The sequence below is a fragment of the Flavobacterium indicum GPTSA100-9 = DSM 17447 genome, assembly GCF_000455605.1.
In the GTDB taxonomy this organism is placed as follows: Bacteria; Bacteroidota; Bacteroidia; order Flavobacteriales; family Flavobacteriaceae; genus Flavobacterium; species Flavobacterium indicum.
In genome coordinates this window covers 2,536,546-2,561,899 of record NC_017025.1, presented here as the reverse complement: position 1 = coordinate 2,561,899, position 25,354 = coordinate 2,536,546, and the positions used below count along the sequence as shown (strand labels likewise).

Sequence of the window (25,354 nt, the reverse complement as noted above, 5' to 3'; positions counted from 1 at the left end):
TGTCCTTGCGATTTGCCATTGCTATTGAATTTTGCCATTGCTATTGAATTTTGTCATTGCCATTGAATTTTGTTATCTTCGCCCTCATTCCAAAATGTACTATTGTGGCAAAAAAAGCAGCAACTGAAATAAAAGATAAAGCGCCGAAAGAAACGCCTTTAATGAAACAATACAACGAGATAAAAGCGAAGTATCCCGATGCGTGTTTGTTGTTTCGAGTAGGAGATTTTTATGAGACTTTTGGTTCCGATGCCATTCGAGCATCTCAAATTTTAGGAATTACACTGACTAAAAGAGGAAATGGAAGTGAAAGTGAAACGGCATTAGCAGGATTTCCACATCATTCATTAAATACCTATTTGCCAAAATTAGTGAAGGCCGGTTTACGTGTTGCTATTTGTGATCAATTGGAAGATCCTAAAATGACCAAAACAATCGTAAAACGAGGAGTAACCGAATTAGTAACGCCAGGTGTTGCTCTAAATGATGATATTTTAAGTGCCAAAACAAACAATTTCCTTGCGTCAGTACATTTTGGGAAAAAGAATCTAGGAATCGCTTTTTTAGATGTGTCTACAGGTGAATTTTTAACAGCTCAAGGTTCGGAAGAATATATAGATAAGTTGATTCAGAATTTTAGACCAAGTGAAATTTTAGTAACCAAGAACCATAAAAATACATTTAAATCTGCTTTTGGTGAAGATCATCATGTGTTTTATTTGGAAGATTGGATTTATAAAGAAGATTATGCATTTGAAACCCTGACCAAACATTTTCAAACCAATTCATTAAAAGGTTTTGGAGTAGAAGAATTGCAAGAAGGAATTGTGGCGTCTGGGGCTATTTTGTATTATTTATCAGAAACGCAGCATAATAAAATTCAGCATATAACTAATATTCAACGAATAGCAGAAGATGCTTATGTTTGGATGGATAAATTTACTATTCGTAATCTTGAATTGTACCACAGTACCAATCCAAATGCCGTAACCTTGTTAGATGTTATTGATAAAACACTTTCACCTATGGGTGGGCGTATGTTGAAACGTTGGATTGCTCTACCTTTAAAAGATATTGTGAAGATCAAAGGGCGAAATGAAGTGGTGGCCTATTTAAAAGAAAATCAAGAAGATTTACAAGCGATACAATACCAAATTAAGCAAATTTCCGATTTAGAACGTTTAATTTCTAAAGTTGCAACAGGAAAAATTTCACCTCGTGAAGTCTTGTATTTAAAAGAGTCACTAGATGCTATTATTCCCATTAAAACCTTGGCTTTAGCTTCTAAAAATGAAGCACTAAAATTAATTGGTGATAGTTTGCATGCCTGTGAATTATTACGTGAAAAAATTGAAAAAACTATACAGCCTGATGCTCCAGTAAATATAAATAAAGGAAATGCCATTGCAGCCGGAATTCATGCTGAATTAGACGAACTTCGAGCGATTTCTTCTACAGGAAAAGGTTATTTAGAAGATTTAGAGCGTAGAGAAAGCGAACAAACCGGAATTCCTTCGTTGAAAGTGTCTTTCAATAACGTATTTGGTTATTATATTGAAGTACGAAATACGCATAAAGAAAAGGTGCCAGAAACGTGGATTCGTAAACAAACCCTAGTTAGTGCTGAACGTTACATTACAGAGGAGTTGAAAGGTTATGAGGCTAAAATTTTAGGAGCGGAAGAAAAAATCCAGCAATTAGAGAGTCAGTTGTTTGAAGAATTGGTTAGCTGGATTTCATTGTACATTAAAGCCGTACAATTAAATGCCAGTTTGATTGCCCAATTAGATGGATTACAGTCTTTTGCACAAATGGCTATTGAACATAATTATGTGAAACCAGAAATAAATGATGGTTTTGTACTTGATATTAAAGAAGGTCGCCACCCTGTAATTGAAAAACAATTGCCTATTGGTGTGCCTTATATTTCAAACGATGTGTTTCTTGATAATGAAACGCAACAGATGATTATGATTACCGGACCTAACATGTCGGGTAAATCGGCCATTTTAAGACAAACGGCATTGATTGTTTTGTTGGCTCAAATGGGAAGTTTTGTTCCGGCACAAGCGGTTACTATGGGAGTAGTGGATAAGGTGTTTACACGAGTAGGCGCTAGTGATAATATTTCTATGGGTGAATCGACGTTTATGGTGGAAATGAATGAAACTGCTTCAATTTTGAATAATTTATCAGATAGAAGTTTGGTGTTATTGGACGAAATTGGAAGAGGAACCTCTACTTACGACGGAATTTCAATTGCATGGGCTATTTCAGAATATTTACATGAACATCCAGGAAGGCCAAAAACCTTGTTTGCTACACATTATCATGAATTGAATGAAATGGAATCTATTTTTGAACGGATTCAAAATTATAATGTGTCTGTAAAAGAACTGAAAGATACCGTTTTGTTTATTCGTAAATTAGTACAAGGAGGAAGTGCACATAGTTTTGGTATACATGTGGCAAAAATGGCCGGTATGCCACAAACGGTCATTCAAAAGGCGCAAAAATTGCTTAAGAAATTGGAGAAAAATCATTCTGCAGAAGAATTATCGGGTGGAAATTTAGGGCAAGATGAAATGCAATTGAGTTTTTTTAATTTAGACGATCCCTTGTTGGAAGAAATTAAAGAAGAGATTAATGGTTTGGATATCAATACACTTACGCCTGTAGAGGCTTTGATGAAATTGAACGAATTGAAAAGAATGCTTTCAAAGAAATAAAAAAAGCATATTTTTTTAGAAAAAAGTGTTGTGTAGACAAAATAAAAAATATATATTTGCACTCGCAAAACGATAAAAGTTACGTTCTTTAAAAAATGCGAAAATAACAATTATGCATTTTCGTATTTAGGTTTTGAAAAAAACGCGAAAATAGCTCAGTTGGTAGAGCGCAACCTTGCCAAGGTTGAGGTCGCGGGTTCGAACCCCGTTTTTCGCTCCATAATTTAAAATTTTGCTCGAGTGGTGGAATTGGTAGACACGCTGGACTTAAAATCCAGTGAGCAGTAATGTTCGTGCGGGTTCAAGTCCCGCCTTGAGTACTAAAGCCCTTCTTAGGGAGGGCTTCAAAATTTTTAAATTAAAAACAATAAATCATTCGCTCGAGTGGTGGAATTGGTAGACACGCTGGACTTAAAATCCAGTGAGCAGTAATGTTCGTGCGGGTTCAAGTCCCGCCTTGAGTACAAAAAGCTTCAAACTATGTTTGGAGCTTTTTTTGTTTAAATTAATTTAAAAATGGAAGTAAATTATCAACTTTTAGAAAATGATTTTAAAAAGCAATATGCTGATTTGTTTTTCTATTATTTAAGAAAAATATATTTTAAAATTATTTTGATTTCATTACTAATATCGGTTTTATTTACTATTAATAAATTTGATATAATAACTTTTGTTCTAATGTTTTTTGGGACACTTATATTTTTTTTAATTTTAAATTTTGGTAATATGTTTTATGATATAATTAAAATATATAGAAATAAAACATTAAATAAAATCGTAGAATTAAATATTGCTTTAAGTAATGAAGTTTTAATTTTTAATTATACTTCTGAAAAAAATGAATCAAAACAAATTGAGTATAAAATAAATGACATTAAAGAAATTATAGAGATTAAAAATCATTTATATATTATTTTTAAAAATAATACATCTTTTTTTTTAAAAAAGGGAAATACAGAATTTGAAAAATTATTGAAAACTGAATTTAAAAAATGTGAAATTACTTTTCAAGATTCTAATTTAATTGGCACTAATTCAAATTCAAATAATTCTAAAAATTATTATTGGTTGTTATTGTTAGGATTAATCCCAGGTGTTGGTTTAATTGTTGGGTGTGTTTACTTTTTTCTTGGTTTTTACAGAAATAATTCCATGTTTAAAATCATTGGAGCTTCCAATATTGTTATGTCTATATTCTTAATTGATATAATTGAAATTGTTGGTCAAAAATCAGAAATAAATATTGATTCTGAAAAGAATATAGTGATGGAAAATTTAAATGATCTTGTTAGAGATATTGAATTTTATAAATTAAAGCAAGGAGATTATCCTTATCAAATTAATGATGTAAAAATTTATAATAAGAATTTAAATGATTTAGATTTGTTTAATAAAGAAAAATATCATGATGATTATAATCCGGTTTTTTATTATGAAAAAACTATTGATGGTTATATTTTGAAATCTGTTGGTCCTGATGGTGTTTTAAATACAAAAGATGATATTTATCCTGAGTATTAGTTTTTGTTTATAAATATCTGATAATTCAATTTTGGATCACTTGTTAATTTAATTCTTTTATTAGTTCTTTGAGTTCTGAAAATCGAAATTGAAATTGATTTATGTTGTTGATTTTTGAAATTTAATCTTTATAAATGGGTACATTTGTTATTAGTCAGCGCCTTAGCGGAGTATATAAATACGAATTTACGTCTCGTAAAGGGAAAACTATATTCACTAGTAACGATTTCGAATTGCGTTTTGAAGCAGAAGAAGAAATAGAGCGTTTAAAAGCGGCTCTTGATGTTATTGTTTTTATGCGTTTTCGTTCGCCTAGAGGTAAATTTTATTTTAAAATGATCTTAGATAAAGTCGAAGTAGCTAAAAGTCGTCAATACACCACGCAATTATTAATGCAAAAAGGGATTGATGAAATCATGCGATCGTTAGCGAGTTCAGAAATTCTAGATTTTTCTTCTTCTGATGAAATTTTTCCGCCTGCTGAAGATGTTTTTGGGGTATAGTAAGTTAATTACTATTTTCAGTATTTAAAATAAACTACGGGTTTTATTCTTGTTAAATTAAACGGTTGTATAGATAAAATTAGTTGCTTTAGTTTTTAAAGTAACTTAGGGGTAAAAAAAAATCCCGACCTAGTCGGGATTGATTTCTTTTCGAAAAGAAGTATTTAATTATTTTTTTACTTCTTCTTTAGCTGGAGCAGCTTCAGCAGCAGCTTTTGCAGTATCAGCAGCAGCAGCAGTAGTATCAGCAGCTGGAGCAGCAGTAGTATCAGCAGCAACAGCAGTAGTATCTACAGCAGTTGAGTCAGCAGCTGGAGTTTCCTCAGCTTTTTTGTTACAAGAAACTAATACAGCAGCTACGAATGCTAAGCTTAAAACAACTTTTTTCATCTTACTAAATTATAAAGGTTAATTATTAATTCGGAGCAAAGATATGAATTTTTTGATATGACAACTATTTTTTTTGTCTTTTTTTTATTTTTTTTTCTTTGGATTCCGTTTTGTCTGATTTTCAATTATCGTGCCAGAATTATTTTTTGTTCTTTTTTTCTGTAGGATATATGATTTTCAATTCGTTAATCAAGTTTTGTGCCCCTGCGAATTTATCAATGATGAATAAAATATAACGAGCGTCTACCATGATGTTTCTGCAAATTTCTGGACTGTAATATACATCACTCATGGTTCCTTCCCAAACGCGATCAAAATTTAATCCTATTAAATTTCCATTAGCATCAAAAGCCGGACTTCCTGAGTTTCCTCCTGTGGTGTGGTTTGTTGCAATAAAGGCTACAGGCATTTTTCCATTTTCACCATATTTGCCGTAATCTTTCGCATTGTATAAGTCAATTAGTTTTTGAGGAACATCAAATTCGTAATCTCCTGGAACATATTTCTCCATAACACCATCTAAATAAGTTGTTGGTGTATAAACTACTGCATCCATAGGTTTGTATCCTTTTACTTTTCCATACGTTACACGTAATGTAGAATTGGCATCAGGGAAAATACGTGCCGATTTTGGACTTAATTCTAATATTGCTTTCATATACGTTCTTTGTAAAGCAATGTTTTTTAAGTTTAACTCCTCATATTTCGGGGCAACATTTTTATTATATGCATCTGAAATTGTTTTTACCAAAGCAAAACCAGGATCTTGGTTTAATCTTTCAATAACCGTTTTAGTGTCTCCATTTAAAAGTTCTTTTAATCCATTAAATGAAGTTAATTTTGAGTTTTTGAAAAGCGTAGCAGTTGTAGTTTCAATATTCAAATTCTTTACAGATTCAGGTAAAAATTGTTGAGGCGATTTTTTTGTATAAATCGCAATTAGTTTTTCAAAAACTTTTTCATCTACTTGTGCATTATAATCTTTATACAGTGCTTCAAATCCTTTAATTAAATTATTTTTTCTGTCGTTAAAAGCTTGTTCTCCTTTTGAATTATATACTTGCTCTAATTGGTATAAACGGTAACCAAAAGATAGTATTTCTGAATTACGTATTACTACTTCTGTAAAGTAATCTCTCGCAATGGCATAATCTTTTATAGCGGCGTAGTTTTGTTTGAATTCCGGTAAAAGGTTGCCGTATTCTGCTTCTTTTTTAGCAGCCATTACTTTTTCTGTAAATTCTTTTTCAAATTTTTGTTTAGCACCAACGGCATTTGCTTTTTTCAAACCTTTTGCTTCTCCCATCCATTTTTTCCAATAATTAGCCACAGAAGCGTATTTTGAAGCGTATTGAATTTTAATGGCTTGGTCTTTTCTCATAAATCCATCTTGTACTTTTAATGCTGCATCACGTACTTCAATACGCGCCGGATTTAAATCGTTCATAATTTGCTCTACGGCAAATGAAGGTAAATATTCTGTAGTTCTTCCAGGATACCCCATTACCATAGTGAAATCTCCTTCTTTAATTCCTTTTGCAGAGATAGGGAAGTAGTGTTTTGGAGTATAAGGAACATTGTCTTTTGAGTATTCTGCAGGTCTGTTGTTTTTATCGGCATACACTCTAAATAAAGAAAAGTCTCCTGTGTGACGCGGCCAAACCCAATTGTCTGTATCTGAACCAAATTTTCCTATTGAACTTGGTGGAGCTCCTACTAAACGAACATCTTTAAAATTTTCTACAACAAATAACAAATATTGGTTTCCGTCGTAGAAAGTTCTAATCATGGCATCTTGCCAACTTTCTCTTGGATAGGTTTTTGTAATTGCTGCAATATTTTCTTGAATTTTCTTTTGTTTGTCAGCTTCAGTAGGTAAACTATTTACGCCTTCAAATACCTTGTTGGTTACATCATCTATTTTTACCACAAAAGTTACTACAACCCCCGGATTTGCTAATTCATCTTCCATTTTGTAAGCCCAAAATCCGTTTGCTAAATAATCGTGTTCAACAGTGGAATGGTTTTGAATGTTGTCGTATCCGCAGTGATGATTGGTTAAGATTAATCCTTTTGGAGAAATAACTTCAGCCGTACAACCACCATCAAATTGTGGAACGGCATCTTTCATACTCGATTGATTAATGGAGTAAATTTGTTCTGCGGTTAATTTTCCGCCTAAAGCTTTGATTTCATTTTCATTCATCCCTTTTAACATAGAAGGAATCCACATTCCTCCTTGTTGCGCTTGTACTTGAATTAAAAATAATAAAGCTATAATTCTAATGATTCTCATATTTAAAATTATTAATTATCTGTTTGTATTGGATTTATTTATTATGTTACAGTTTTTTTATGGATTTATAATACACGTGGTTTACAATTCTTTTATTTTCTATAATTGAATATTTGTATAATTTTAATTCTTTAATTAGCGCTTCGAAATTTTTAACATTAATTTCAAAATCATAGAATTTATCATCTTCAAAATTACGTTCAAAATTGAAACTGTTAGGGAAATATCCATTTAAAGCATTGAAAAATTGATGAATTTTTGAAGTTATTTTTAGTGTTTTTTCTTGAGGATCATAAACTTGAGAATATTCATTTTTAGTTGAAGGTACTAAAAAAGTTTCTGAAGAAGTTTTTATATCTATAATAGGATGGTTTTCTTTAATTATCGTTTTCTGTAATTCTAGTTTTTTACAAATTTCCTTTTCAATTTCAATTAAATCTGTACGATTATTAATGTCTCCTTTGTAATAAAAATCAAAAAGGGTGTTTTTAAGTTCACTTTCAATAGTGATAAACATATAGTTACTATTGAATAATGGGAAAATATCTTTTAATAGTTTTGTCTGAAAAATTGTTTTTGTAGAATTTATTTTGCTGTAAGAAGTAAAGGGTTTTGCGTTTGTTTTTTCAAAATAATATTGTTTGTCTTTTAAATGTAATAAGATCGAATCAACTCTTTTAGCTAAACTATCGGTTTTGAAAAGGTATTCCTCTTTTGAAACTTTATTTGAAACAACATTTGTGGAATTTTCTGATTTTGTAAAAACCGTTTGCTGGCTATTACAAAGAATTGAAAAAAGTAGTGTAAAAAGAATTATTTTCATTACAGGTTTTTTAAAATTAAATCGGTCGCTCCTTTATTCTCCAAAATGAAATTTTTACAAATGACTCCTTGTTCTTTTCTTTGATTTGTATTGAAAACCAATTCATCTAAAGTGGTTTTTAATTCTTCAAAGTTAGAAATTGACATACATCCTTTTTTATTTACTAAAGCTGTAGCTTCAATAAAATGCGAATAATTAGGACCAATTACGATTGGAATTCCAAACGTGGCAGGTTCTAAAATATTATGTACGCCCGGATTTCCAAATCCGCCTCCTACATAAGCAATATCTGCGTACGAATATATTTTGGTTAAAATACCGATAGTGTCAATAATGAAGACTTGGTATTCAGATAAAGACTTATTTTCTTTCTCAGAATATAAAATTGTATTCTTTTGTATTTGATTTTTCAACGTTGATATTTGTTCTAACTTGATGTTGTGCGGTGCAATAATGAATTTTACTTCATTTGAAGCAGTGTTAATATAACGTACCAATAGTTCTTCATCTTTAGGCCAAGAACTTCCGATAACTATAGTAGAAGTGTTATTTTTAAATTGTTCAATATAATCCAATGTATTATCTCGTTCTAAAATAGATACTACTCTGTCAAAACGGGTGTCGCCAGAAACCATTACATTGTTAAGTCCGATTGAATTAGCTAATTTTTTAGAATTTTCATTTTGAACAAAAAAGAAATTAAAACTTTTTAATGCTTTTCTGTATAAACCGCCATACCATTTAAAGAACGCTTGATTATCTCTGAAAATTCCTGATATTAAATAGGTTTTTATATTTCGTTTTTTTAATTCATGTAAGTAGTTGGGCCAATATTCATATTTAATGAAAAATACAAAATCGGGATGGGTTAATGAAAGAAATTTTTTTGCATTGGAAAAGGTGTCCAACGGAAGATAAAGTGTTACATCAGCAATAGTATTGTTTTTTCGAACTTCATAACCCGAAGGGGAAAAAAAGGTCACAATAATTTTATGCTCAGGATATTGCTTTTTAATTTTTTCAATTACAGGTAAACCTTGCTCGTATTCACCTAATGAGGCGGCATGAAACCAAATCGTACGGTCTGTTACTTGTATTTTTTCTTTAAGAATGGAAAAAACATTTTTTCTTCCCGCTACAAATAGTTTCATTTTGGGACTAAACAGCGCCAATAATTTTACAATTTGAGCGGCAAGTATAACAATTAAATTATATATTTGGTACATAGTGTTTATTGAGGTTATAAAATTACAATTGTTTACTAAATAAAAAAACATGTTAAAATTCTTTTCAAAAAAAATACTGCTTTTCGGTGTCTTTTTCTTTTTGTTTAATCTAGCATTTAAGAAGTTTATATTCGATGAAGAAATCAATAATTCCAATCTGGTAGGTTCATTAGTAACTACCATTATTGTTGTGATTCTTTATGCTTTTTTACAACGAAACAAAACATCATCAAAAGATAATTAGTATTTTTACACCCAGAAAATTTTAAGTAATGAGAAAATTACAAATGGTTGACTTAAAAAGTCAATACGATCGAATAAAAGACGAAGTAAATGCTTCTATTCAAGAAGTGTTAGATACAACTACTTATATTAATGGTCCGTTAGTACATCAATTTCAAGCTGATTTAGAAAAATATTTAGGAGTAAAACATGTTATTCCATGTGCCAATGGGACAGATGCGTTGCAAATTGCCATGATGGGATTAGGTTTAAAACCTGGAGACGAAGTTATTACAGCTGATTTTACTTTTGCGGCTACTGTAGAAGTGATTGCTTTGTTGCAATTAACGCCTGTTTTGGTTGATGTGGATATGAATAACATGAATATTTCTATTGAAGGAATAAAAAAGGCAATTACACCTAAAACTAAAGCAATTGTACCCGTTCACTTGTTTGGTAGAGCAGCTAATATGGATGCCATTATGGAGCTTGCTAATGAACACAATTTATTTGTTATCGAAGATAATGCGCAAGCAATTGGTGCAGATTATACATGGAAAAAAGACGGTTCTAAACAAAAAGTGGGTACTATTGGCCATGTTGGTGCAACTTCTTTTTTTCCATCTAAAAACTTAGGTTGTTATGGAGATGGCGGTGCAATATTCACCAATGATGATGCTCTTGCCCATACAATAAGAGGGATTGTAAATCATGGTATGTATGTAAGATACCATCACGATGTGGTGGGAGTAAATTCTAGATTAGATAGTATTCAGGCTGGAGTTTTAAAGGCAAAATTACCGCATTTAGATAGTTACAACAAAGCAAGACAAGTGGCCGCTAGAAAATATTCTGAAGCTTTTGCTTTTAATCCAAATATTTGGGCTCCAACTATATGTGAATCGTGTGATTGTCATGTGTTTCATCAATACGTAATTCGAATTTTAAATGGAAAGCGTGATGGTTTACTAGAACATTTACAAGCTAAAGGTATTCCTTGTGCAATTTATTATCCTATTCCGTTGCACAGTCAAAAAGCATATGCCGATGCACGATATAAAGAAGAAGATTTTCCTGTAACGAATCAATTAGTGAAAGAAGTAATTGCATTACCTATGCATACTGAATTAGACGAAGAGCAAATTAAGTTTATTACAGACGCAGTTTTAGAATACGTTTAATAGTTGATGGTTTTTGGTTTTTAGTTGATGTTTTTCATCTAATAACTCTTAACCCACAACCAACACTAAGAATATGAAAATACTAGTAACAGGAGGTTTAGGATTTATTGGTTCCCATACTGTTGTAGAATTACAGAATGAAGGTTTTGAAGTAGTAATTATTGATAATTTATCGAATTCATCTGAAGAAGTTTTGAATGGTATTACAGCAATTACAGGTGTAAAACCAGTCTTTGAAAAGATTGATTTGAGAGATAAAAAAGCGGTTCAAGATTTTTTTAACAGGAATCAGTCCATTACTGGAGTCATACATTTTGCAGCCAGTAAAGCTGTTGGAGAAAGTGTTGAAAATCCTTTATTGTATTATGAAAATAATATTGGAACATTAGTATACCTTCTTCAAGAATTACAGAAAAAAGACCAAGCACATTTTATTTTTAGTTCATCTTGTACCGTTTATGGTCAGGCCGATGTAATGCCAATTACAGAAAGTGCTCCTGTTCAACAAGCGATGTCGCCTTATGGAAATACGAAACAAATAGGAGAAGAGATTATACATGATGTAGCAAAAGTTTCTTCGATATCTTCAATTTTACTTCGATATTTTAATCCCATTGGCGCGCATGAATCAGCTGAAATTGGCGAACTACCTTTAGGAGTTCCTCAAAATTTGGTACCTTTTATTACGCAAACGGCTATTGGATTACGAAAAGAATTGTCTGTTTTTGGGAATGATTATCCAACTCCAGATGGCACTGCAATTCGAGATTATATTCATGTAGTGGATTTAGCCAAAGCTCATGTAGTAGCATTAAAAAGACTAATTGCTAATAAAAATATTGAAAAAGTGGAAGTTTTTAATATTGGAACAGGTAAAGGGAGTTCTGTTTTGGAAGTTATCCAATCTTTTGAAAGAGTAAATAACCTAAAGCTACCCTACAAAATTGTAGGACGAAGAGAAGGTGATATTACAGAAGCCTATGCGAATACCGATAGCGCCTTTAATGTTTTAGGTTGGAAACCTGAATTAACCCTAGATGATGCACTTTCAAGTGCTTGGAAATGGGAACAAAAAATAAGAAAATAAAAAAATCCCGATGGTTTCATCGGGATTCATTTTTTTAAAGAATTACTTTTTAGCTGCTTCTTTCATTTTAGCCGCGCTTTCTTCCATCTTGTCAGCTACTTTCTCCATTGCTTCACCTGCTTTTGCTTGAGCAGTATCTACAGCAGCATCAATTTTTGCAGCAGCTGTATCCATTTTTTGCTCTACTTCAGCACCTACTGCTTCTGTTGTTTCTTCTACTTTGTCTTTAGTTTCGTCTTTACAAGAAACTAATACTGCAGCCATCACTGCTAAACCTAAAATTACTTTTTTCATGTTGTTTTTGTTTTTATAAATTAATAATTTTTGAACAGAAATGTATTTTCAAACTACGTGCCAAACTTTTTTTCTTTTTATAAAATCCAATATTTATAAAAATGCGTAGATGGGTTTTATAAAGATAAGAAAAAATGAAAAAGAAAATTGCAATTATTTTGATGGGTTTATTTTTAAACCAAAGTTTCGCACAAGTCGGTGTAGGAACCACTAATATTTTAAATGGAGTGGAGTTTCAAGTCGAAAGTTCATCGAGAGGCGTATTAATTCCTAGAGTAGCATTAACGTCAACTTTAGTGCAAGCTCCAGTTGGTCCGTCTCCAATTGCTAACGGCGTATTGGTGTTTAATACAGCAACCAATGGTATTGGTGTTAATGCCGTGACACCAGGATTTTATTATTGGTTCAATACAGAATGGGTGCCCTTGCGTTCTGCGGGGGCTAGTGGATTACAAAATTGGTCGTTAGTAGGGAATTCTGGTACCAATCCGGCATTGAATTTTTTAGGAACAGTTGATAATCAAAATTTAATTTTTAAATCAAATAATCAAGTTCGAATGACGATTGAAAATGATGGTCAAGTTGTTATTGGTAATAATGCTACTCCTTCTACCAATACATTGACTACAATTAATGCGGGAAATGCACAAACAGGATTATTTGTAAACAGCAATAATTCAGCCAGAACGATTCGAGCTTTGAATTCTACAGGAACACAATTTGTAATTGATGGAGGGAATTTAGATCCTAATGGCGGAAGAGGGGTAATAGGTATTAGTGCTGCTTTGGCGGCAAATGCAACTTCAACAGTAATGGGAGTTTTAGGTGTGGCAGGAAGAACAACATTTACGGAATTGCCAGGTGAGTCGGTAGGAGTATCAGGTCAAGGTACAACTGGCTTGCATGTTAGAGGAGTAGGTAAGGGAGCAGGAGTAGATTACAATGCGGCTTATTTTGAATATGATCAGGACGATAATTTAACTACAAACAACGGGCCTTTTGCAAGAATTGCGGGGAAAGATGTGGATTATTTTACAGGGTCTACTGCTGCTCGAAGAGATGTAACCTATGGAGGTTATTTTGATGCTAATACGTCAACTACTGATTTTGTTTTTGTTGGTGCAAGAAATAATAATACTTCTTATAAAGTTTTAGGAGGTGGTTCCTTATCTACCATGGTTGAAGACGGTGAAGGAAATAATAGAATCCTACATGCTACAGAAACGCCTGAAATTTTATTTGAAGATTTTGGTACGGGAAAGTTAGTTAATGGTGAAGCATATATAAAAATAGACGAATTATTAGCCAGACACATTTTTGTTGATGACAAACATCCAATGAAAGTATTTGTTCAATTGGAAGGAGACTGTAATGGTGTTTTTGTCACTCAAAAAACTAAAAACGGATTTAAAGTGAAAGAATTAAATAACGGAAAATCAAATGTTAGTTTTTCATGGAATATTGTAGCGAATCGTGCGGATACTTTTAACAATAAAGGAGAGTTGCAATCAAAACATGTTGATGTAAGATTCCCAATTGGCCCAAAAAAACTAGACCAACAAGAACAAAGAATTCAAAAATACAATTAAAAATTGCCCCTATTTTTTTACTTTAGTCCCATATTGTTTCGTTACAAGATGGGACTATTAATTTTTAATAATAAATTAGGGTCTGGACAATTGTTTTTATAAAAGTCAAGGGATTCAATATTACACACGCCAGGATAATCTCCAACTTTATTTTCAATATCTTTAATTATTTGAAAATGCAAATGCGGCGCATAATTACCATTTATGGGAGGAGCGCCTAATTTAGCTATTTCCTTACCTTTATTTACGGTTTGACCAACAATTAAATTCTTTAAACTTTCTTTTGCTAAATGTCCGTATAACGTATAAAACACAATACCTTCTAATTCATGTTGAAGAATTATAGTAGGACCATAATCCCCACGTGCTGTATTGTCTTGAAAACTATGAATAATACCGTCTAATGCAGCTACAACTGCAGTGCCTGCTTCTATCCATAAATCCAAACCGATGTGAATATCGCGTTCAATAGCTGTATTTTTAAACACATCACTAATTTGATAAATAGCTCTTTTTTCGAGATAGCCTCCATAGGCAATTTTACGCTGATGTGCTTTTAAAAAAGAATTGATGTAGTCTTCAAATTCTTGTGGGTCGTTGATGTTAAAATTAAAAAGGGCTTTGTTGTTTATTGAAAGATCAATGGGTACGTAAGCGCTTTTCTTTACAGTAGGAGCAAGTACCGTAACATCCATTTGGTTAAAAAGTAGTTCTTCGAATTTATTCATTTTTACTCGCTGATTCTTTTACTTTTTTTGCTCCTTTTTCTACAACTTCAGCACTTTTTGAAATGATCTTATTCGCTTTTTCTTTTACTTTTGCGGTGTCAATATATTTGCCAACTTTCTCTTTGGTCTTTTGAGCAGCAACTTTTACTTCAGAGCCAACCGCTTTTCCTGCTTCTTTAACTTTTTCTCTAGTTTCTTCTTTACAAGATAGTAATAAAGTAAAGGTGAGTGTTGTGAATACTATTTTTTTCATTTTAAAAAAATTGGTTATAAAACAAATATAAAAAAAGGTACAAAATGTATCACTTTGTACCTTAAAATTTTTAAAGTTATTGTTTATGCAGAAATCGTTTCAACTTCTTTGTTGATTTTGTTTACTAAACCAACCAAAACTTTTCCGGGTCCAACTTCAGTAAAACTAGTTGCGCCATCAGCAATCATTTGGTTTACCGATTGTGTCCATTTTACGGCACCCGTTAATTGAGCAATTAAATTCTTTTTAATTTCATCGGGATCTGAAACAGCATTGGCAGTTACATTTTGATAAACAGGACAGCTAGGTGTAGCAAAAGTAGTTGCTTCAATTGCCGCAGCTAATTCTTCTCTAGCTGGTTCCATCATTGGTGAGTGGAATGCACCACCAACAGGTAAAATTAAAGCACGTTTAGCACCTGCTTCTTTCATTTTTTCACAAGCTTCTTCCACGGCTTTTAATTCTCCTGAAATCACTAATTGTCCAGGGCAATTATAGTTAGCTGCAACAACCACTCCGTCAATAGAAGCACAAATATCTTCAACTGTTTTGTCGTCTAAGTTTAAAACCGCCGCCATGGTAGATGGAGTAATTTCACATGCTTTTTGCATTGCTAAAGCACGTTGTGAAACCAACTTTAATCCATCTTCAAAAGATAAAGCTCCATTTACTACTAATGCCGAAAATTCACCCAAAGAATGTCCTGCAACCATATCAGGTTTAACATCTAATGTTTTAGCTAAAATTACAGAATGTAAAAATACAGCTGGTTGGGTTACTTTAGTTTCTTTTAATTCTTCAGCCGTCCCTTCAAACATTATATCTGTGATTCGGAAACCTAAAATAGAATTAGCTTTTTCAAATAACTCTTTGGCTAATGGAGAACTTTCATATAAATCTTTACCCATTCCGGTGAACTGAGCACCCTGACCTGGAAATACGTATGCTTTCATAAAATTTGTTTCAAGTTTAAAGTTTCAAGTTTTTCTTGAGCAACAAAAATAACATTTTTATTAGAATTCATATATGTAAAATTTATTTCTACGCGGTCCTATATGTTTTCAATTGGTTTTTAATGAGTGCTTACTTTTATTAACTTCTAGTCGTTAGTGATTTCAATTGAATTTACAATTTCCAATAACTGTTTTTTCAATTCTTCGTTAGTGATTCCTTTTTCTATATCAAAATTTTCATAAAAGCTTGGTAATGAAAAACTATTTAAAACAATGCCACCTTGAAAAGGAAATCGTTTCGTTGCAATTTCTAATACCGAACTTCCTCCTCGAGCACCAGGTGAGGTTGCAAGTAAAAGTGCGGGTTTATTTTGAAACGTTTTTGCATTAATTCTTGATGCCCAATCTAATAAATTTTTAAATGCCGTAGAAAAATTACCATTGTGTTCTGCAAATGAAATTACTAATAAATCGGCTTCACCCATTTTAGCATAAAAATTATGAGCTTCTTTAGGAATGCCGTTTTTTTCTTTATCTACTGAAAATAAAGGCATTTCATAATCATTCAAATCTAAAATTTCAATATTTGAATTGGTAAATAAAGAGGCAGCATACGTTGCAAATTGTTTGTTTATTGATGTTGAACTGGAAGAAGCTCCAAAAACGATTATTTTTTTCATTAATTTTCTTCTATGTAATTTTTTGTTTTTAATACGGCATTTTTAACCAATTCTGCATTGTCAAATTCAACTTTTGTGTTTTTGTCAATCCAGTTGATGGTAAATGTAATTTTAGTTTCATTTTCAGAAATGGCCTTCACGTCGTTATCTACATAACCTTCAAATTTTGGATGTTCCAGTATAAGAAATCAGACCTTAAAAGGTTCGAGTGTTATTTTTTCGGTTAACGTTGTAGAATTTCCTTCAGAAGTAATTGTCATTTTTCTAACAATGAAATCCTCCTTTTTTTCAAGTATATGCACATCCGAAACCCCAGGTACAAAATTTTCTGGCTTTTCAATTTTAAGTATCAAATGATGCCAAACTTTTTCCAAACTGGCATTCACAATTGCAGTGTAATCTACCATTTATTTTTCGTTCAAGTAATATGTTAATGCACCAGAAGGACATTTATTAATTGTTTCCATTATCTTTTCAGTAGTAGAATGAGCAGGAGTTATCCAAGGTTGTTCTTTGGGCTTGAACACATCAGGGTTGTTTCTTACACAATTTCCAGAATGAATGCATTTTCCCGATTGCCACACAATGGTTACTTCGCCATTCGTGTATTCTTTTTTAATGTTTTTTGGATCCATAATTTAAATAGTTGTATTTATGAGTACTTGATTTTTTAATAGTTTAGAAACTGGACATTTTTCAGCAATTACCAGCAACCTGTTTTTTACAGCTTCTTCAATTTCATTTGAAAAAGAAATTTCTCTGGTAATTATTGTGGTGAGTTCAGGATTGTTCTCTTGTGACATGTTTAAAGATATATTAATTTCAGGAATATTCCAACCCTTTCTATCAATATACATGCGTAAGGTAGATAACGTGCAACCGGCTAAAGAAGCCAAAAGCGTGGAATAAGGATCTGGGCCCAAATCTTGACCTCCAATTTTCGCAGGTTCATCCATAACCAAAATACCATTGCGCCAAGTGATTGTACATTTGTATTTTTGTGTACTAATATTTCCAGTTAAATTATTTTCTAAAAGATACTCCATACTTATAAAACATCTTGAAATTCTGGTGTTTTTTCAATTATTTTTTTGGCAAAAGGACAAAGAGGAATAATTTTAATTCCCTTTTCCCTAGCTGTAGTAACAGCAGCTTCTACCAGCATTTTGCCAAATCCTTTTCCACCAGAAGTAGGATCAACTTCAGTATGGTCAATAATGATTTTATCCGTACTCGCCCATACAAAAGTCATTAATCCTCTTTCCATTCCGTCTTCTTCCAAATGAAAAGCACCCTTTTTTTCATTGGCTTCTAATCGAATATTTATACTCATAATTTTACTTTTTAAATTAATCTTCCATTGGAACTTCTAACAACAAAATTTCTGTATTGGCACTCATTTCTATATCAAAACTGTTTGTATCCCAAACACCAAGTGCATCTCTTTGTTTTAATTCTTGGCCATTTATAATGGCTTTTCCACTTACAACCATAACATAAACGCCATTGCCTTCTTTTTTAATGGTATACTTTTCGGTAGAATCTTTAGTAAATTTACCTAAATGAAACCAAGCGTCTTGATGAATCCAAACACCATCATCATCTGGATTTGGAGATAATATTTGTTGAAAGGTATTAGTTCTATCTTCTAAATTTAAGGAAATTTGTTGGTATCTTGGAGTAACATTCCTTTTATTTGGGAAAACCCAAATTTGAAAAAGTTTTGTTTGTTGGTCGTGATTGGGATTGAATTCACTGTGCATAATTCCGGTACCAGCACTCATGACTTGAACATCGCCATTTTTGATCGTTGAAGCATTACCCATACTGTCTTTATGGGCTAAATCGCCCTCTAAAGGAATAGTAATTATTTCCATATTATCGTGTGGGTGGGTGCCAAAGCCCATACCAGCAGCAATGGTGTCGTCGTTTAAAACACGCAATTGACCAAATTGAATTCGTTCTGGATTGTACCAATTAGCAAAACTAAAACTGTGGTAGGCATTTAACCATCCATGATTAGCATGTCCTCTTGATTCTGATGTATGTAAAACCGTTTTCATAATTTTTGAATTTATTTGTTGTAAATTGTTTAACTCGTAACTTTTATTTTTTATTACCCTTGTTTTTGCTAATGTTGAACCAGTTAGTACAGCTGCAGTTCCAAGGATACTTTTACTTATAAAATCTTTTCTGTTCATGACTTATTAAATTTTATAATACAAAGTTAGAGTGTTATGAAGGTAATTTTACTTAATCTACATTAAGAAATTATCGTATTGCCGAACGGTGTTCTACATTTAATATTTCATATATTATTTTTAGATGGTATTTGACAGTATTTTCAGATATGAAAAGTTTAGAACCTATTTCTTTATTGGTTAAACCTAAACGAATATATTCAATAATTTCTAATTGACGTTCGGTTAAATTATAGTTTGATAAATTTAATGTTGTGTTTCCTTTTTCATCTAGTGCTTGGGTTAAACGTTCAATTTCATCGTGGATTCTGGTGTTCTCTTTTTCAACTAAAATTCTTTTTGCCTTATTTGATTGGTATAATCTAAGGGCAAAATACAATAAAAGGAGTAATGATACAATAACACCATATAATATGTAATCTATATATTTTTCGTTTTGTTCTTTTAGCTTTCTATTCTCGTCTTCTAATTTTTTTTCAGCTAATTCTAATTTTCCATTAGCATCAGTTGCATTGTAAAATTTTACAATGGAATCATATTTTTTTTGTGTAAAAAAAGCATTTTTATAATCTTCATTTTCTTGAAATATGTTACGCATTACTTGATATAAATACATTTCATATTTTACTTTATGGTATTTTTTTGCTAATTGTAAACCTTCTTTAAAAGTGGTGTCGCGCTTTTCAAAAAGTTTCATTTTATTATAAAGCTCCATTTTTTTACCATAAATATTGGGTAAATTTTCAGGAGAATTTGCTAGAACCAGAGCTGCCGCTTCATCCAGTAATTGTTCCGATTTAATATAATCTTTGTTTAACATTTTAATATATCCATCCTGCATGATAATCCAAGATTTTGTAGGGATAGATATGTGTTTGAAGTTTAGTTTTCTCAGTTGAATTATCAAAGCTTCAGCTTTAGGATAGTCTTGCGTGTCAAAATATACAAAACATTTTTCGGCCATAATGGTATTTTGGACTTCTTCTACACGATCACTTTGCAAGCCTTCAGTAAGAGCTAAATCTAACTTATGTAGTGTTTTGGTATAGTTAAATAAACGTTTGTATGTAAAAGATTCTAATAAGTAGGCATAATATTTTTCATAATGAGTGGATTGCTCATTTATTACTATTTCATTTAATACTGCAATCGATTTTTCATATTGCAAATTATCATTTAAAGTTTTGATTTGAATTTCTAATTTTTTGAGTTTTTCTGACTGACCAAAAGATTGAGTAAATACAAATAAAATTAAAAGCAATATAGGGAAATGCTTTTTTACCATACCTAAAAATTTTCTCAAAGATAAAAAATGAACAATTAATTGTGTAAAATAAGTATTGATTTTAAAAAATTGATTGTCAATTATTTAGTCATAACTACCCATTGGGTAGTCGTAAAAACTACCCATTAACTACCCGAACAAAATTAGATTTTAATACAAGTCTTGCTCAACTTTGTAGCAAACAAAATACAAATGAAATTTTTAGAACGTATTAAAAACCATTTGCGACTTTTTTCCATTAAAAGAAATGAGGCGATTTACACCTGCATTCAAAATGACATTCCATTGACGGATGAAAATATCAAAGAAGTAATGGGAATTCTGAAGCAAAAAGAACAAAAAGAATTACTTGAAAAGTTAAAAAAAGAAAACTAGACCAACAAAAAAAAATGCGTAGTTAGTTAAACAATCAACTAATCTAAAAATTAACTTCTTGAAAAACATAGAAAAATATCGTTTAGAAATTCTTTTAACTTTTTTATACAGTGACATATTCTGTGTAATACTTTCAATTTTTAATTAACTTAAATATCACAAAAATGAAAAAAATCTTTACAATTTTAAGCTTTACATTAACTTTTTTAACTTATTCTCAAAACCTAGTCATTTCTGGAGCAGGCACTTCTAGCGTAAATGGTACATACATTCAAAATGGAATGCTAAATGGAAAGCCGAATTACCTGGGACCTAACAGTAATACTATGTTTTGGTCTACAGGTCTTTTTTGGATCATTAAATCTCCGAATTCATCTTATTATTATTCAACAAATAATGTTGCTACACCAGATTTGGTTACTAACTGGTTATTAGACGAAGACGGATCTATGCCACTACCACAAGTAACAGGAAATCTTAGTATAAAAGACTTTAGCATAGATCAAGTGAAGATTTATCCTAATCCTACCACAAATTTAATTAATATTATAGGTCTAACAAATACTGAAAGTTACACCATATATGATGTAATGGGAAGAACCTTATTAAACGGGATATTAGCTTCTAACAATACTATTAATCTTGAAAACTTAACAAATGGAAATTATTATTTAAAGCTTTCAAATGGTTTAACTTATACAATTCTAAAAAAATAATACTTTGAAAAACATAGAAAAATACCGTTTAGAAATTCTATTATTTATTTTATATACTAGTATAATCTACACGGTATTATCTTTTTTTATTAACTAAATATGAACCCAATGAAAATTAAAAAATTACTCATTGCCACACTTTTACTAGGTGCTTTTCAAACACAAGCACAAGAAGCAGTAGCTACTGCAGGAGGTAACGCTTCTGGAACAAACGGAAACGTGAGTTATACAGTAGGGCAAGTGGTGTATACAACCAACACCGGAACAACCGGTTCAGTGGCTCAAGGTGTGCAACAACCTTTTGAAATTCAAACGGTGTTAGGTGCAGAGAATTTCAACATTAACTTGCAGTTAGCGGTGTATCCAAATCCAACAACCAACTGGTTACAACTTGAAGTACGAAATACAGATTTCTCTAATCTTTCGTATCAATTATTTGACTTAAACGGAAGAATGATTTTAAATGAACAAATTACTACCGAAACATCTTCTATTCAAATGGAACGCTTACCAGCAGCAATTTTTTTATTAAAAGTTGTTAGCCACAACAAAGAGGTAAAAACATTTAAAATCATTAAAAAAGAGAATTAATCATGAAAAAAATTTACACACTAATTATATTTTCTTTCTTAACATTACAAACGTACGGAATGAATTTATTCGTGCAAACACCTAATAATGGAACTATTTCATTAGATGTAGAGCCATCCGATAGTGGAGAAAATGTTAAGAACAAAATATTTGATCAAATTTCAATTCCAGTTATAAACCAAGTCATATCTTGGAATGGTACAACAATTCAAGACGGTCAAACACTTGCTGATGTTGGTATTGTAACTAATAACAGTACAATTGTATTAACTGTTACAACCACAATTCAAGTACCTGAAAAAATGAGCTACCAAGCCGTAGTGCGTAACACTACTAATAATTTAGTAACCAACCAACCGGTAGGCATGCAAATTAGTATTTTACAAGGTTCGGCTACAGGAACAGCCGTTTATGTAGAAACACAAACTCCAATCTCTAATGCGAACGGATTAGTGACGCTAGAAATTGGTGGTGGTACAATAGTTTCAGGAAACATGGCTACTATCAACTGGGCAAACGGTCCCTATTTCATCAAAACAGAAACCGATCCAACAGGCGGTTCTTCCTATACCATTACAGGTACTTCTCAATTATTGAGTGCACCTTATGCTTTATATGCCAAAACATCAGGGAGTTCAACTCCTGGCCCGCAAGGACCTGCAGGACCACAAGGACCAATCGGATTAACTGGTGCGTCTGGACCACAAGGATTACAAGGTGAAACAGGACCACAAGGGCCAGCAGGTGTTCCGGGAGCTAACGGACAAGGTGTACCTACAGGTGGAACAACAGGACAAGTTCTTGCAAAAGTGGATGGAACAGATTACAATACACAATGGGTAACTCCAAGTGCTGCGGCAAGTGCGTATCCAAATGTAGAAGTAAGCGTTACTAATACCACTATTCAAAATATTCCTGATTTAACTGGAGGCACTAGTACCACCGTACTTAGTTTTTCTGGTTCTAATAACCCAAACGCAAGTCTTACAGGTGGTAACACTTGGAATGGCTCTATTTTTACAGTTGGTAGCTCAGGGGCAGGCTGGTATCAAATAAACTCACAAGTAAGAGGAGTTTCTGCAACAGGTACTCTTTTTTCTGTAGGAGTACTTTACTACATGGATAAAAATAATTCTGTTGGTGCTGGTAAAACAGGTGCTTTGTATCTTTCTTCAATCTTTACATCTGGAAATACTTCAGAAAATGTACTAAGACAAGCGAGTCATTTGGATACTTTTATTTATCTAAATGCTGGAGATACTCTACGCTTTAGAGCTTTTTCGTCATCAAATGCTACAGCCGCTAACACCTCGTCAGATGGAAGTACGTTTTTGAACATTGTAAGAATTAAATAATTATGACAATCATGAAAAATATAAAAAAACTTATTGTAGCTACTTCTTTATTTATCGGAAGTTTAGCTTTCGCGCAAGCTCCAGAAAAAATGAGCTACCAAGCCGTAGTGCGCAACACTACCAATAACTTAGTGATCAACCAACCGGTAGGCATGCAAATTAGTATTTTACAAGGTTCGGCTACAGGAACAGCCGTTTATGTAGAAACACAAACCCCAACCTCTAATGCAAACGGTTTAGTGAGCTTAGAAATAGGTGGTGGTGCAGTAGTTTCAGGAAACATGGCTACTATCAACTGGGCAAACGGTCCCTATTTCATCAAAACAGAAACCGATCCAACAGGCGGTTCTTCCTATACGATTACAGGTACTTCTCAATTATTGAGTGCACCTTATGCTTTATATGCTAAAACTTCAGGAGATGGTTGGAATAAAAATGGAAATATAGGAACGGTTGAAGGAACTAATTTTATTGGTAATGTAGATAATAAGTCATTAGAGTTTAAAGTAAACAATGTCCGTTCAGGTTTTATATCTAATAGCAGTTTAGGATTAAATACGTTTTTTGGGTATAATAGTGGTGCAATTACAGTGCCTTCTGGAGGTCTTAATGGTAACTGGAATACGGGTGTAGGTTACAATACTTTGAGTGCAAATACAACAGGACATGCTAATACAGCACTTGGAATAGGAACTTTAAGATACAATACAACAGGAATTCATAATGTGGCAGTAGGAGCTGATGTATTAGAAAATAATTTATCAGGAATTTATAACGTAGCTGTAGGATCTCAATCTTTAAGGTCTAATACATCTGGTGCTAATAATACTACTTTAGGTCGTAATACTTTGTTTTCAAATACAATTGGAGCCAATAATGTAGTTATTGGATATAATTCGGTAAACAACGGAAATAATCATAATAATGTTATCGCTATCGGTACAAATGTAAACTTGCTAACGAATAGAAATAACGTAACTGTAATTGGGAATAATATTAGTGATGCTTCTATTACACAAGATAACATGACACGTATTGGAAGCAACGTTAATACATTAACTGAAGTAACAGGACAACTAAAAGTAAATGCCCAATCAACTTCTGATAATTTTACGTTGCCAACGACAAGAGGTACTGCAAATCAAGTGTTGACTACAGATGGTGCCGGAGCAACGCAATGGGTAACACCAAGTGCTGGTGGAAGTGGAGCTTCAGTTCAACTATTTGCTAATAAAGTAGGTGGTTCATCAGAAACTTTACCTGTAGCAACTTCTACAAGTCCTACAACTATTGTGTTCAATAATGTGATCAATTCACCAACTTTAGGGACTTACAACAATACCACTGGAGTTTTTACAGTTGGCACAACAGGAGCAGGGACTTATCTAATTCAAGTAAAACTATTGTGTAATGACGCAACTCCTGCAAGTAGCACAGTTCCACCTTACCTTACCTTAATTAAAAATAATGCTACTTATGGGTCTAATGGTGGAGATGTTTTTTATGGTGATTATCCAACTTTGCATAATGTACTGCCTACAGGTATTAGAGGACAAGGTTCTTTGAATAAAGTTATTCAATTATCTGCTGGTGATACATTCAGAATTGTGGCGGTAAGTGCTAATAGTTCAACAGCATCTCAACCCACTTCAACGGTAGCCGGATCGAATATTACCATTATGAAATTGTAAAACATAAATACTTTATTAAGATTATATCTTTCTCAACGATTCTTAATATTTGTAAAATATCAATTAAACGAGTCAGCAATGGCTCGTTTTTATTTTTTCAGTAATCGCGCTTTCATCTTACTAAAAAATTCAGGCGTTACACCAATGTAAGAGGCGATTTGTTTTTGTGGTACTCGTTGAATAAGGGTAGGGTATTTAGAACAGAATTTTTCAAATCGTTCCTCGGCAGTTAAGCTCAAATTGTCTATCAAACGTTCTTGATGTGCTACTAATGAATTTTCTGCTAAAATTCGGAAGTAACGTTCTAGTTTTGGTATTTCCCTATAAAGTATTTGATGTTTTTCTTTAGATATAATTACAATTTCAGCATCTTCAATGACTTCAATAAATAAGTTACCTGGTTTTTCAGTGATGTAACTGTACATATCCCCAATCCACCATCCTTCGCAAGCAAAATGTAATACATGTTCAATAATATGATCATTGATGTTAAAACTTCGTACCACTCCACTTTGAATAAAATAGGTGTTACGCGAAATTTCATTTGCTTTTAATAAAAGTGATTTTGATTTGTATGGTTTCACTTCAACCTGAGAAAGAATCAATTGTTCTTCCTCAGGTGTTAGTGTTATAATTTTATTAATATTGTCAAGAAGTAAAGACAT

Annotated in this window: 28 protein-coding genes and 3 tRNA genes; 14 read left to right on the top strand and 17 right to left on the bottom strand. The window is 32.2% G+C overall.

The window, feature by feature from the left end; translation table 11 throughout:
* Positions 1-161: 161 nt before the first annotated feature.
* From mutS to KQS_RS11930, 6 genes are all read left to right on the top strand, one after another.
* Entirely contained in the window at positions 162-2,729 is a 2,568-nt protein-coding gene (gene mutS / locus KQS_RS11955; protein ID WP_051149700.1) for a DNA mismatch repair protein MutS, read from the top strand.
* Positions 2,730-2,873: 144 nt separating this feature from the next.
* Positions 2,874-2,949 (top strand) — tRNA-Gly (locus tag KQS_RS11950).
* Positions 2,950-2,963: 14 nt separating this feature from the next.
* A tRNA-Leu gene (locus KQS_RS11945) sits at positions 2,964-3,049 on the top strand.
* A 58-nt stretch (positions 3,050-3,107) separates the two neighbouring features.
* Positions 3,108-3,193 (top strand) — tRNA-Leu (locus KQS_RS11940).
* A 52-nt stretch (positions 3,194-3,245) separates the two neighbouring features.
* Entirely contained in the window at positions 3,246-4,250 is a 1,005-nt protein-coding gene (locus KQS_RS11935) for a hypothetical protein (protein ID WP_014389434.1), read from the top strand.
* Positions 4,251-4,384: 134 nt separating this feature from the next.
* Entirely contained in the window at positions 4,385-4,753 is a 369-nt protein-coding gene (locus KQS_RS11930; protein ID WP_014389433.1) for a hypothetical protein, read from the top strand.
* A gap of 168 nt (positions 4,754-4,921) precedes the next feature.
* Here KQS_RS11930 and KQS_RS11925 read toward each other — a convergent pair whose 3' ends face one another.
* The 4 genes from KQS_RS11925 to KQS_RS11910 all read right to left on the bottom strand — a co-directional run bounded on the left by KQS_RS11925 (position 4,922) and on the right by KQS_RS11910 (position 9,488).
* Positions 4,922-5,143, bottom strand: coding sequence for a hypothetical protein (locus KQS_RS11925; protein ID WP_014389432.1), 222 nt, complete (start codon positions 5,141-5,143; stop codon positions 4,922-4,924).
* Positions 5,144-5,282: 139 nt separating this feature from the next.
* Positions 5,283-7,439: a S46 family peptidase gene (locus KQS_RS11920; RefSeq protein WP_014389431.1), complete on the bottom strand. Its 2,157-nt coding sequence runs from the start codon at positions 7,437-7,439 to the stop codon at positions 5,283-5,285.
* Between the two features lie 46 nt (positions 7,440-7,485).
* On the bottom strand, positions 7,486-8,262 hold the full coding sequence (locus KQS_RS11915; RefSeq protein WP_014389430.1) for a hypothetical protein: 777 nt from the start codon (positions 8,260-8,262) through the stop codon (positions 7,486-7,488).
* Positions 8,262-9,488: a 3-deoxy-D-manno-octulosonic acid transferase gene (locus KQS_RS11910; RefSeq protein ID WP_041252315.1), complete on the bottom strand. Its 1,227-nt coding sequence runs from the start codon at positions 9,486-9,488 to the stop codon at positions 8,262-8,264. Before KQS_RS11910 ends, KQS_RS11915 begins: the two co-directional genes overlap by 1 nt.
* A gap of 272 nt (positions 9,489-9,760) precedes the next feature.
* On the opposite strand from KQS_RS11910, the gene KQS_RS11905 reads away from it, so the two are divergent.
* Complete coding sequence (locus KQS_RS11905; protein WP_014389428.1) at positions 9,761-10,891, top strand: DegT/DnrJ/EryC1/StrS family aminotransferase; 1,131 nt, start codon at positions 9,761-9,763, stop codon at positions 10,889-10,891.
* Between the two features lie 73 nt (positions 10,892-10,964).
* Positions 10,965-11,978, top strand: coding sequence for a UDP-glucose 4-epimerase GalE (gene galE, locus KQS_RS11900; protein WP_014389427.1), 1,014 nt, complete (start codon positions 10,965-10,967; stop codon positions 11,976-11,978).
* Between the two features lie 42 nt (positions 11,979-12,020).
* Here galE and KQS_RS11895 read toward each other — a convergent pair whose 3' ends face one another.
* The gene (locus tag KQS_RS11895; RefSeq protein ID WP_014389426.1) at positions 12,021-12,272 is read right to left on the bottom strand and encodes a hypothetical protein; all 252 of its coding nucleotides are present in this window, start codon (positions 12,270-12,272) and stop codon (positions 12,021-12,023) included.
* A 134-nt stretch (positions 12,273-12,406) separates the two neighbouring features.
* Between KQS_RS11895 and KQS_RS11890 the strand changes: the two genes are divergently transcribed.
* A complete protein-coding gene (locus KQS_RS11890; protein ID WP_014389425.1) occupies positions 12,407-13,861 on the top strand; it encodes a hypothetical protein in 1,455 nt (484 codons plus the stop codon).
* A gap of 41 nt (positions 13,862-13,902) precedes the next feature.
* Here the strand turns inward: KQS_RS11890 and KQS_RS11885 are convergent, their stop codons facing one another.
* The 11 genes from KQS_RS11885 to KQS_RS14555 all read right to left on the bottom strand — a co-directional run bounded on the left by KQS_RS11885 (position 13,903) and on the right by KQS_RS14555 (position 19,961).
* Positions 13,903-14,589 (bottom strand): peptidoglycan DD-metalloendopeptidase family protein, encoded by a 687-nt coding sequence (locus tag KQS_RS11885; protein WP_014389424.1) that lies wholly within the window; start codon positions 14,587-14,589, stop codon positions 13,903-13,905.
* Positions 14,582-14,842, bottom strand: coding sequence for a hypothetical protein (locus KQS_RS11880; RefSeq protein ID WP_014389423.1), 261 nt, complete (start codon positions 14,840-14,842; stop codon positions 14,582-14,584). Before KQS_RS11880 ends, KQS_RS11885 begins: the two co-directional genes overlap by 8 nt.
* An 83-nt stretch (positions 14,843-14,925) precedes the next feature.
* The gene (gene fabD / locus KQS_RS11875; protein WP_014389422.1) at positions 14,926-15,795 is read right to left on the bottom strand and encodes an ACP S-malonyltransferase; all 870 of its coding nucleotides are present in this window, start codon (positions 15,793-15,795) and stop codon (positions 14,926-14,928) included.
* A 146-nt stretch (positions 15,796-15,941) separates the two neighbouring features.
* On the bottom strand, positions 15,942-16,475 hold the full coding sequence (locus tag KQS_RS11870) for an NADPH-dependent FMN reductase (protein WP_014389421.1): 534 nt from the start codon (positions 16,473-16,475) through the stop codon (positions 15,942-15,944).
* Positions 16,475-16,615 (bottom strand): hypothetical protein, encoded by a 141-nt coding sequence (locus tag KQS_RS14470; protein ID WP_014389420.1) that lies wholly within the window; start codon positions 16,613-16,615, stop codon positions 16,475-16,477. The genes KQS_RS11870 and KQS_RS14470 overlap by 1 nt, the downstream gene beginning before the upstream one ends.
* Before the next feature lie 48 nt (positions 16,616-16,663).
* Positions 16,664-16,882: an AtaL-like protein gene (locus KQS_RS11865; RefSeq protein ID WP_014389419.1), complete on the bottom strand. Its 219-nt coding sequence runs from the start codon at positions 16,880-16,882 to the stop codon at positions 16,664-16,666.
* On the bottom strand, positions 16,883-17,110 hold the full coding sequence (locus KQS_RS11860) for a (4Fe-4S)-binding protein (RefSeq protein ID WP_014389418.1): 228 nt from the start codon (positions 17,108-17,110) through the stop codon (positions 16,883-16,885).
* Between the two features lie 3 nt (positions 17,111-17,113).
* Complete coding sequence (locus tag KQS_RS11855) at positions 17,114-17,521, bottom strand: OsmC family protein (protein WP_014389417.1); 408 nt, start codon at positions 17,519-17,521, stop codon at positions 17,114-17,116.
* A gap of 2 nt (positions 17,522-17,523) precedes the next feature.
* Positions 17,524-17,808, bottom strand: a complete 285-nt coding sequence (locus tag KQS_RS11850; protein ID WP_014389416.1) for a GNAT family N-acetyltransferase — start codon at positions 17,806-17,808, stop codon at positions 17,524-17,526.
* A gap of 16 nt (positions 17,809-17,824) precedes the next feature.
* On the bottom strand, positions 17,825-18,538 hold the full coding sequence (locus KQS_RS11845) for a pirin family protein (RefSeq protein ID WP_041252313.1): 714 nt from the start codon (positions 18,536-18,538) through the stop codon (positions 17,825-17,827).
* A 208-nt stretch (positions 18,539-18,746) separates the two neighbouring features.
* Positions 18,747-19,961, bottom strand: coding sequence for a helix-turn-helix transcriptional regulator (locus KQS_RS14555; protein ID WP_014389414.1), 1,215 nt, complete (start codon positions 19,959-19,961; stop codon positions 18,747-18,749).
* A 192-nt stretch (positions 19,962-20,153) separates the two neighbouring features.
* Here KQS_RS14555 and KQS_RS11835 point away from each other — a divergent pair, with 192 nt between their 5' ends.
* The 5 genes from KQS_RS11835 (at position 20,154) to KQS_RS14535 (ending at position 24,689) form a co-directional block, all read left to right on the top strand.
* The gene (locus KQS_RS11835; protein WP_014389413.1) at positions 20,154-20,336 is read left to right on the top strand and encodes a hypothetical protein; all 183 of its coding nucleotides are present in this window, start codon (positions 20,154-20,156) and stop codon (positions 20,334-20,336) included.
* A 164-nt stretch (positions 20,337-20,500) separates the two neighbouring features.
* On the top strand, positions 20,501-21,052 hold the full coding sequence (locus tag KQS_RS11830) for a T9SS type A sorting domain-containing protein (protein WP_014389412.1): 552 nt from the start codon (positions 20,501-20,503) through the stop codon (positions 21,050-21,052).
* Positions 21,053-21,160: 108 nt separating this feature from the next.
* Positions 21,161-21,643: a T9SS type A sorting domain-containing protein gene (locus tag KQS_RS11825; protein ID WP_014389411.1), complete on the top strand. Its 483-nt coding sequence runs from the start codon at positions 21,161-21,163 to the stop codon at positions 21,641-21,643.
* Positions 21,644-21,645: 2 nt separating this feature from the next.
* The gene (locus KQS_RS14685) at positions 21,646-22,998 is read left to right on the top strand and encodes a ubiquitin-like protein (RefSeq protein ID WP_014389410.1); all 1,353 of its coding nucleotides are present in this window, start codon (positions 21,646-21,648) and stop codon (positions 22,996-22,998) included.
* Between the two features lie 11 nt (positions 22,999-23,009).
* On the top strand, positions 23,010-24,689 hold the full coding sequence (locus tag KQS_RS14535; RefSeq protein WP_193790207.1) for a hypothetical protein: 1,680 nt from the start codon (positions 23,010-23,012) through the stop codon (positions 24,687-24,689).
* An 89-nt stretch (positions 24,690-24,778) separates the two neighbouring features.
* Here the strand turns inward: KQS_RS14535 and KQS_RS11810 are convergent, their stop codons facing one another.
* Positions 24,779-25,354: a Crp/Fnr family transcriptional regulator gene (locus KQS_RS11810; RefSeq protein WP_014389408.1), complete on the bottom strand. Its 576-nt coding sequence runs from the start codon at positions 25,352-25,354 to the stop codon at positions 24,779-24,781.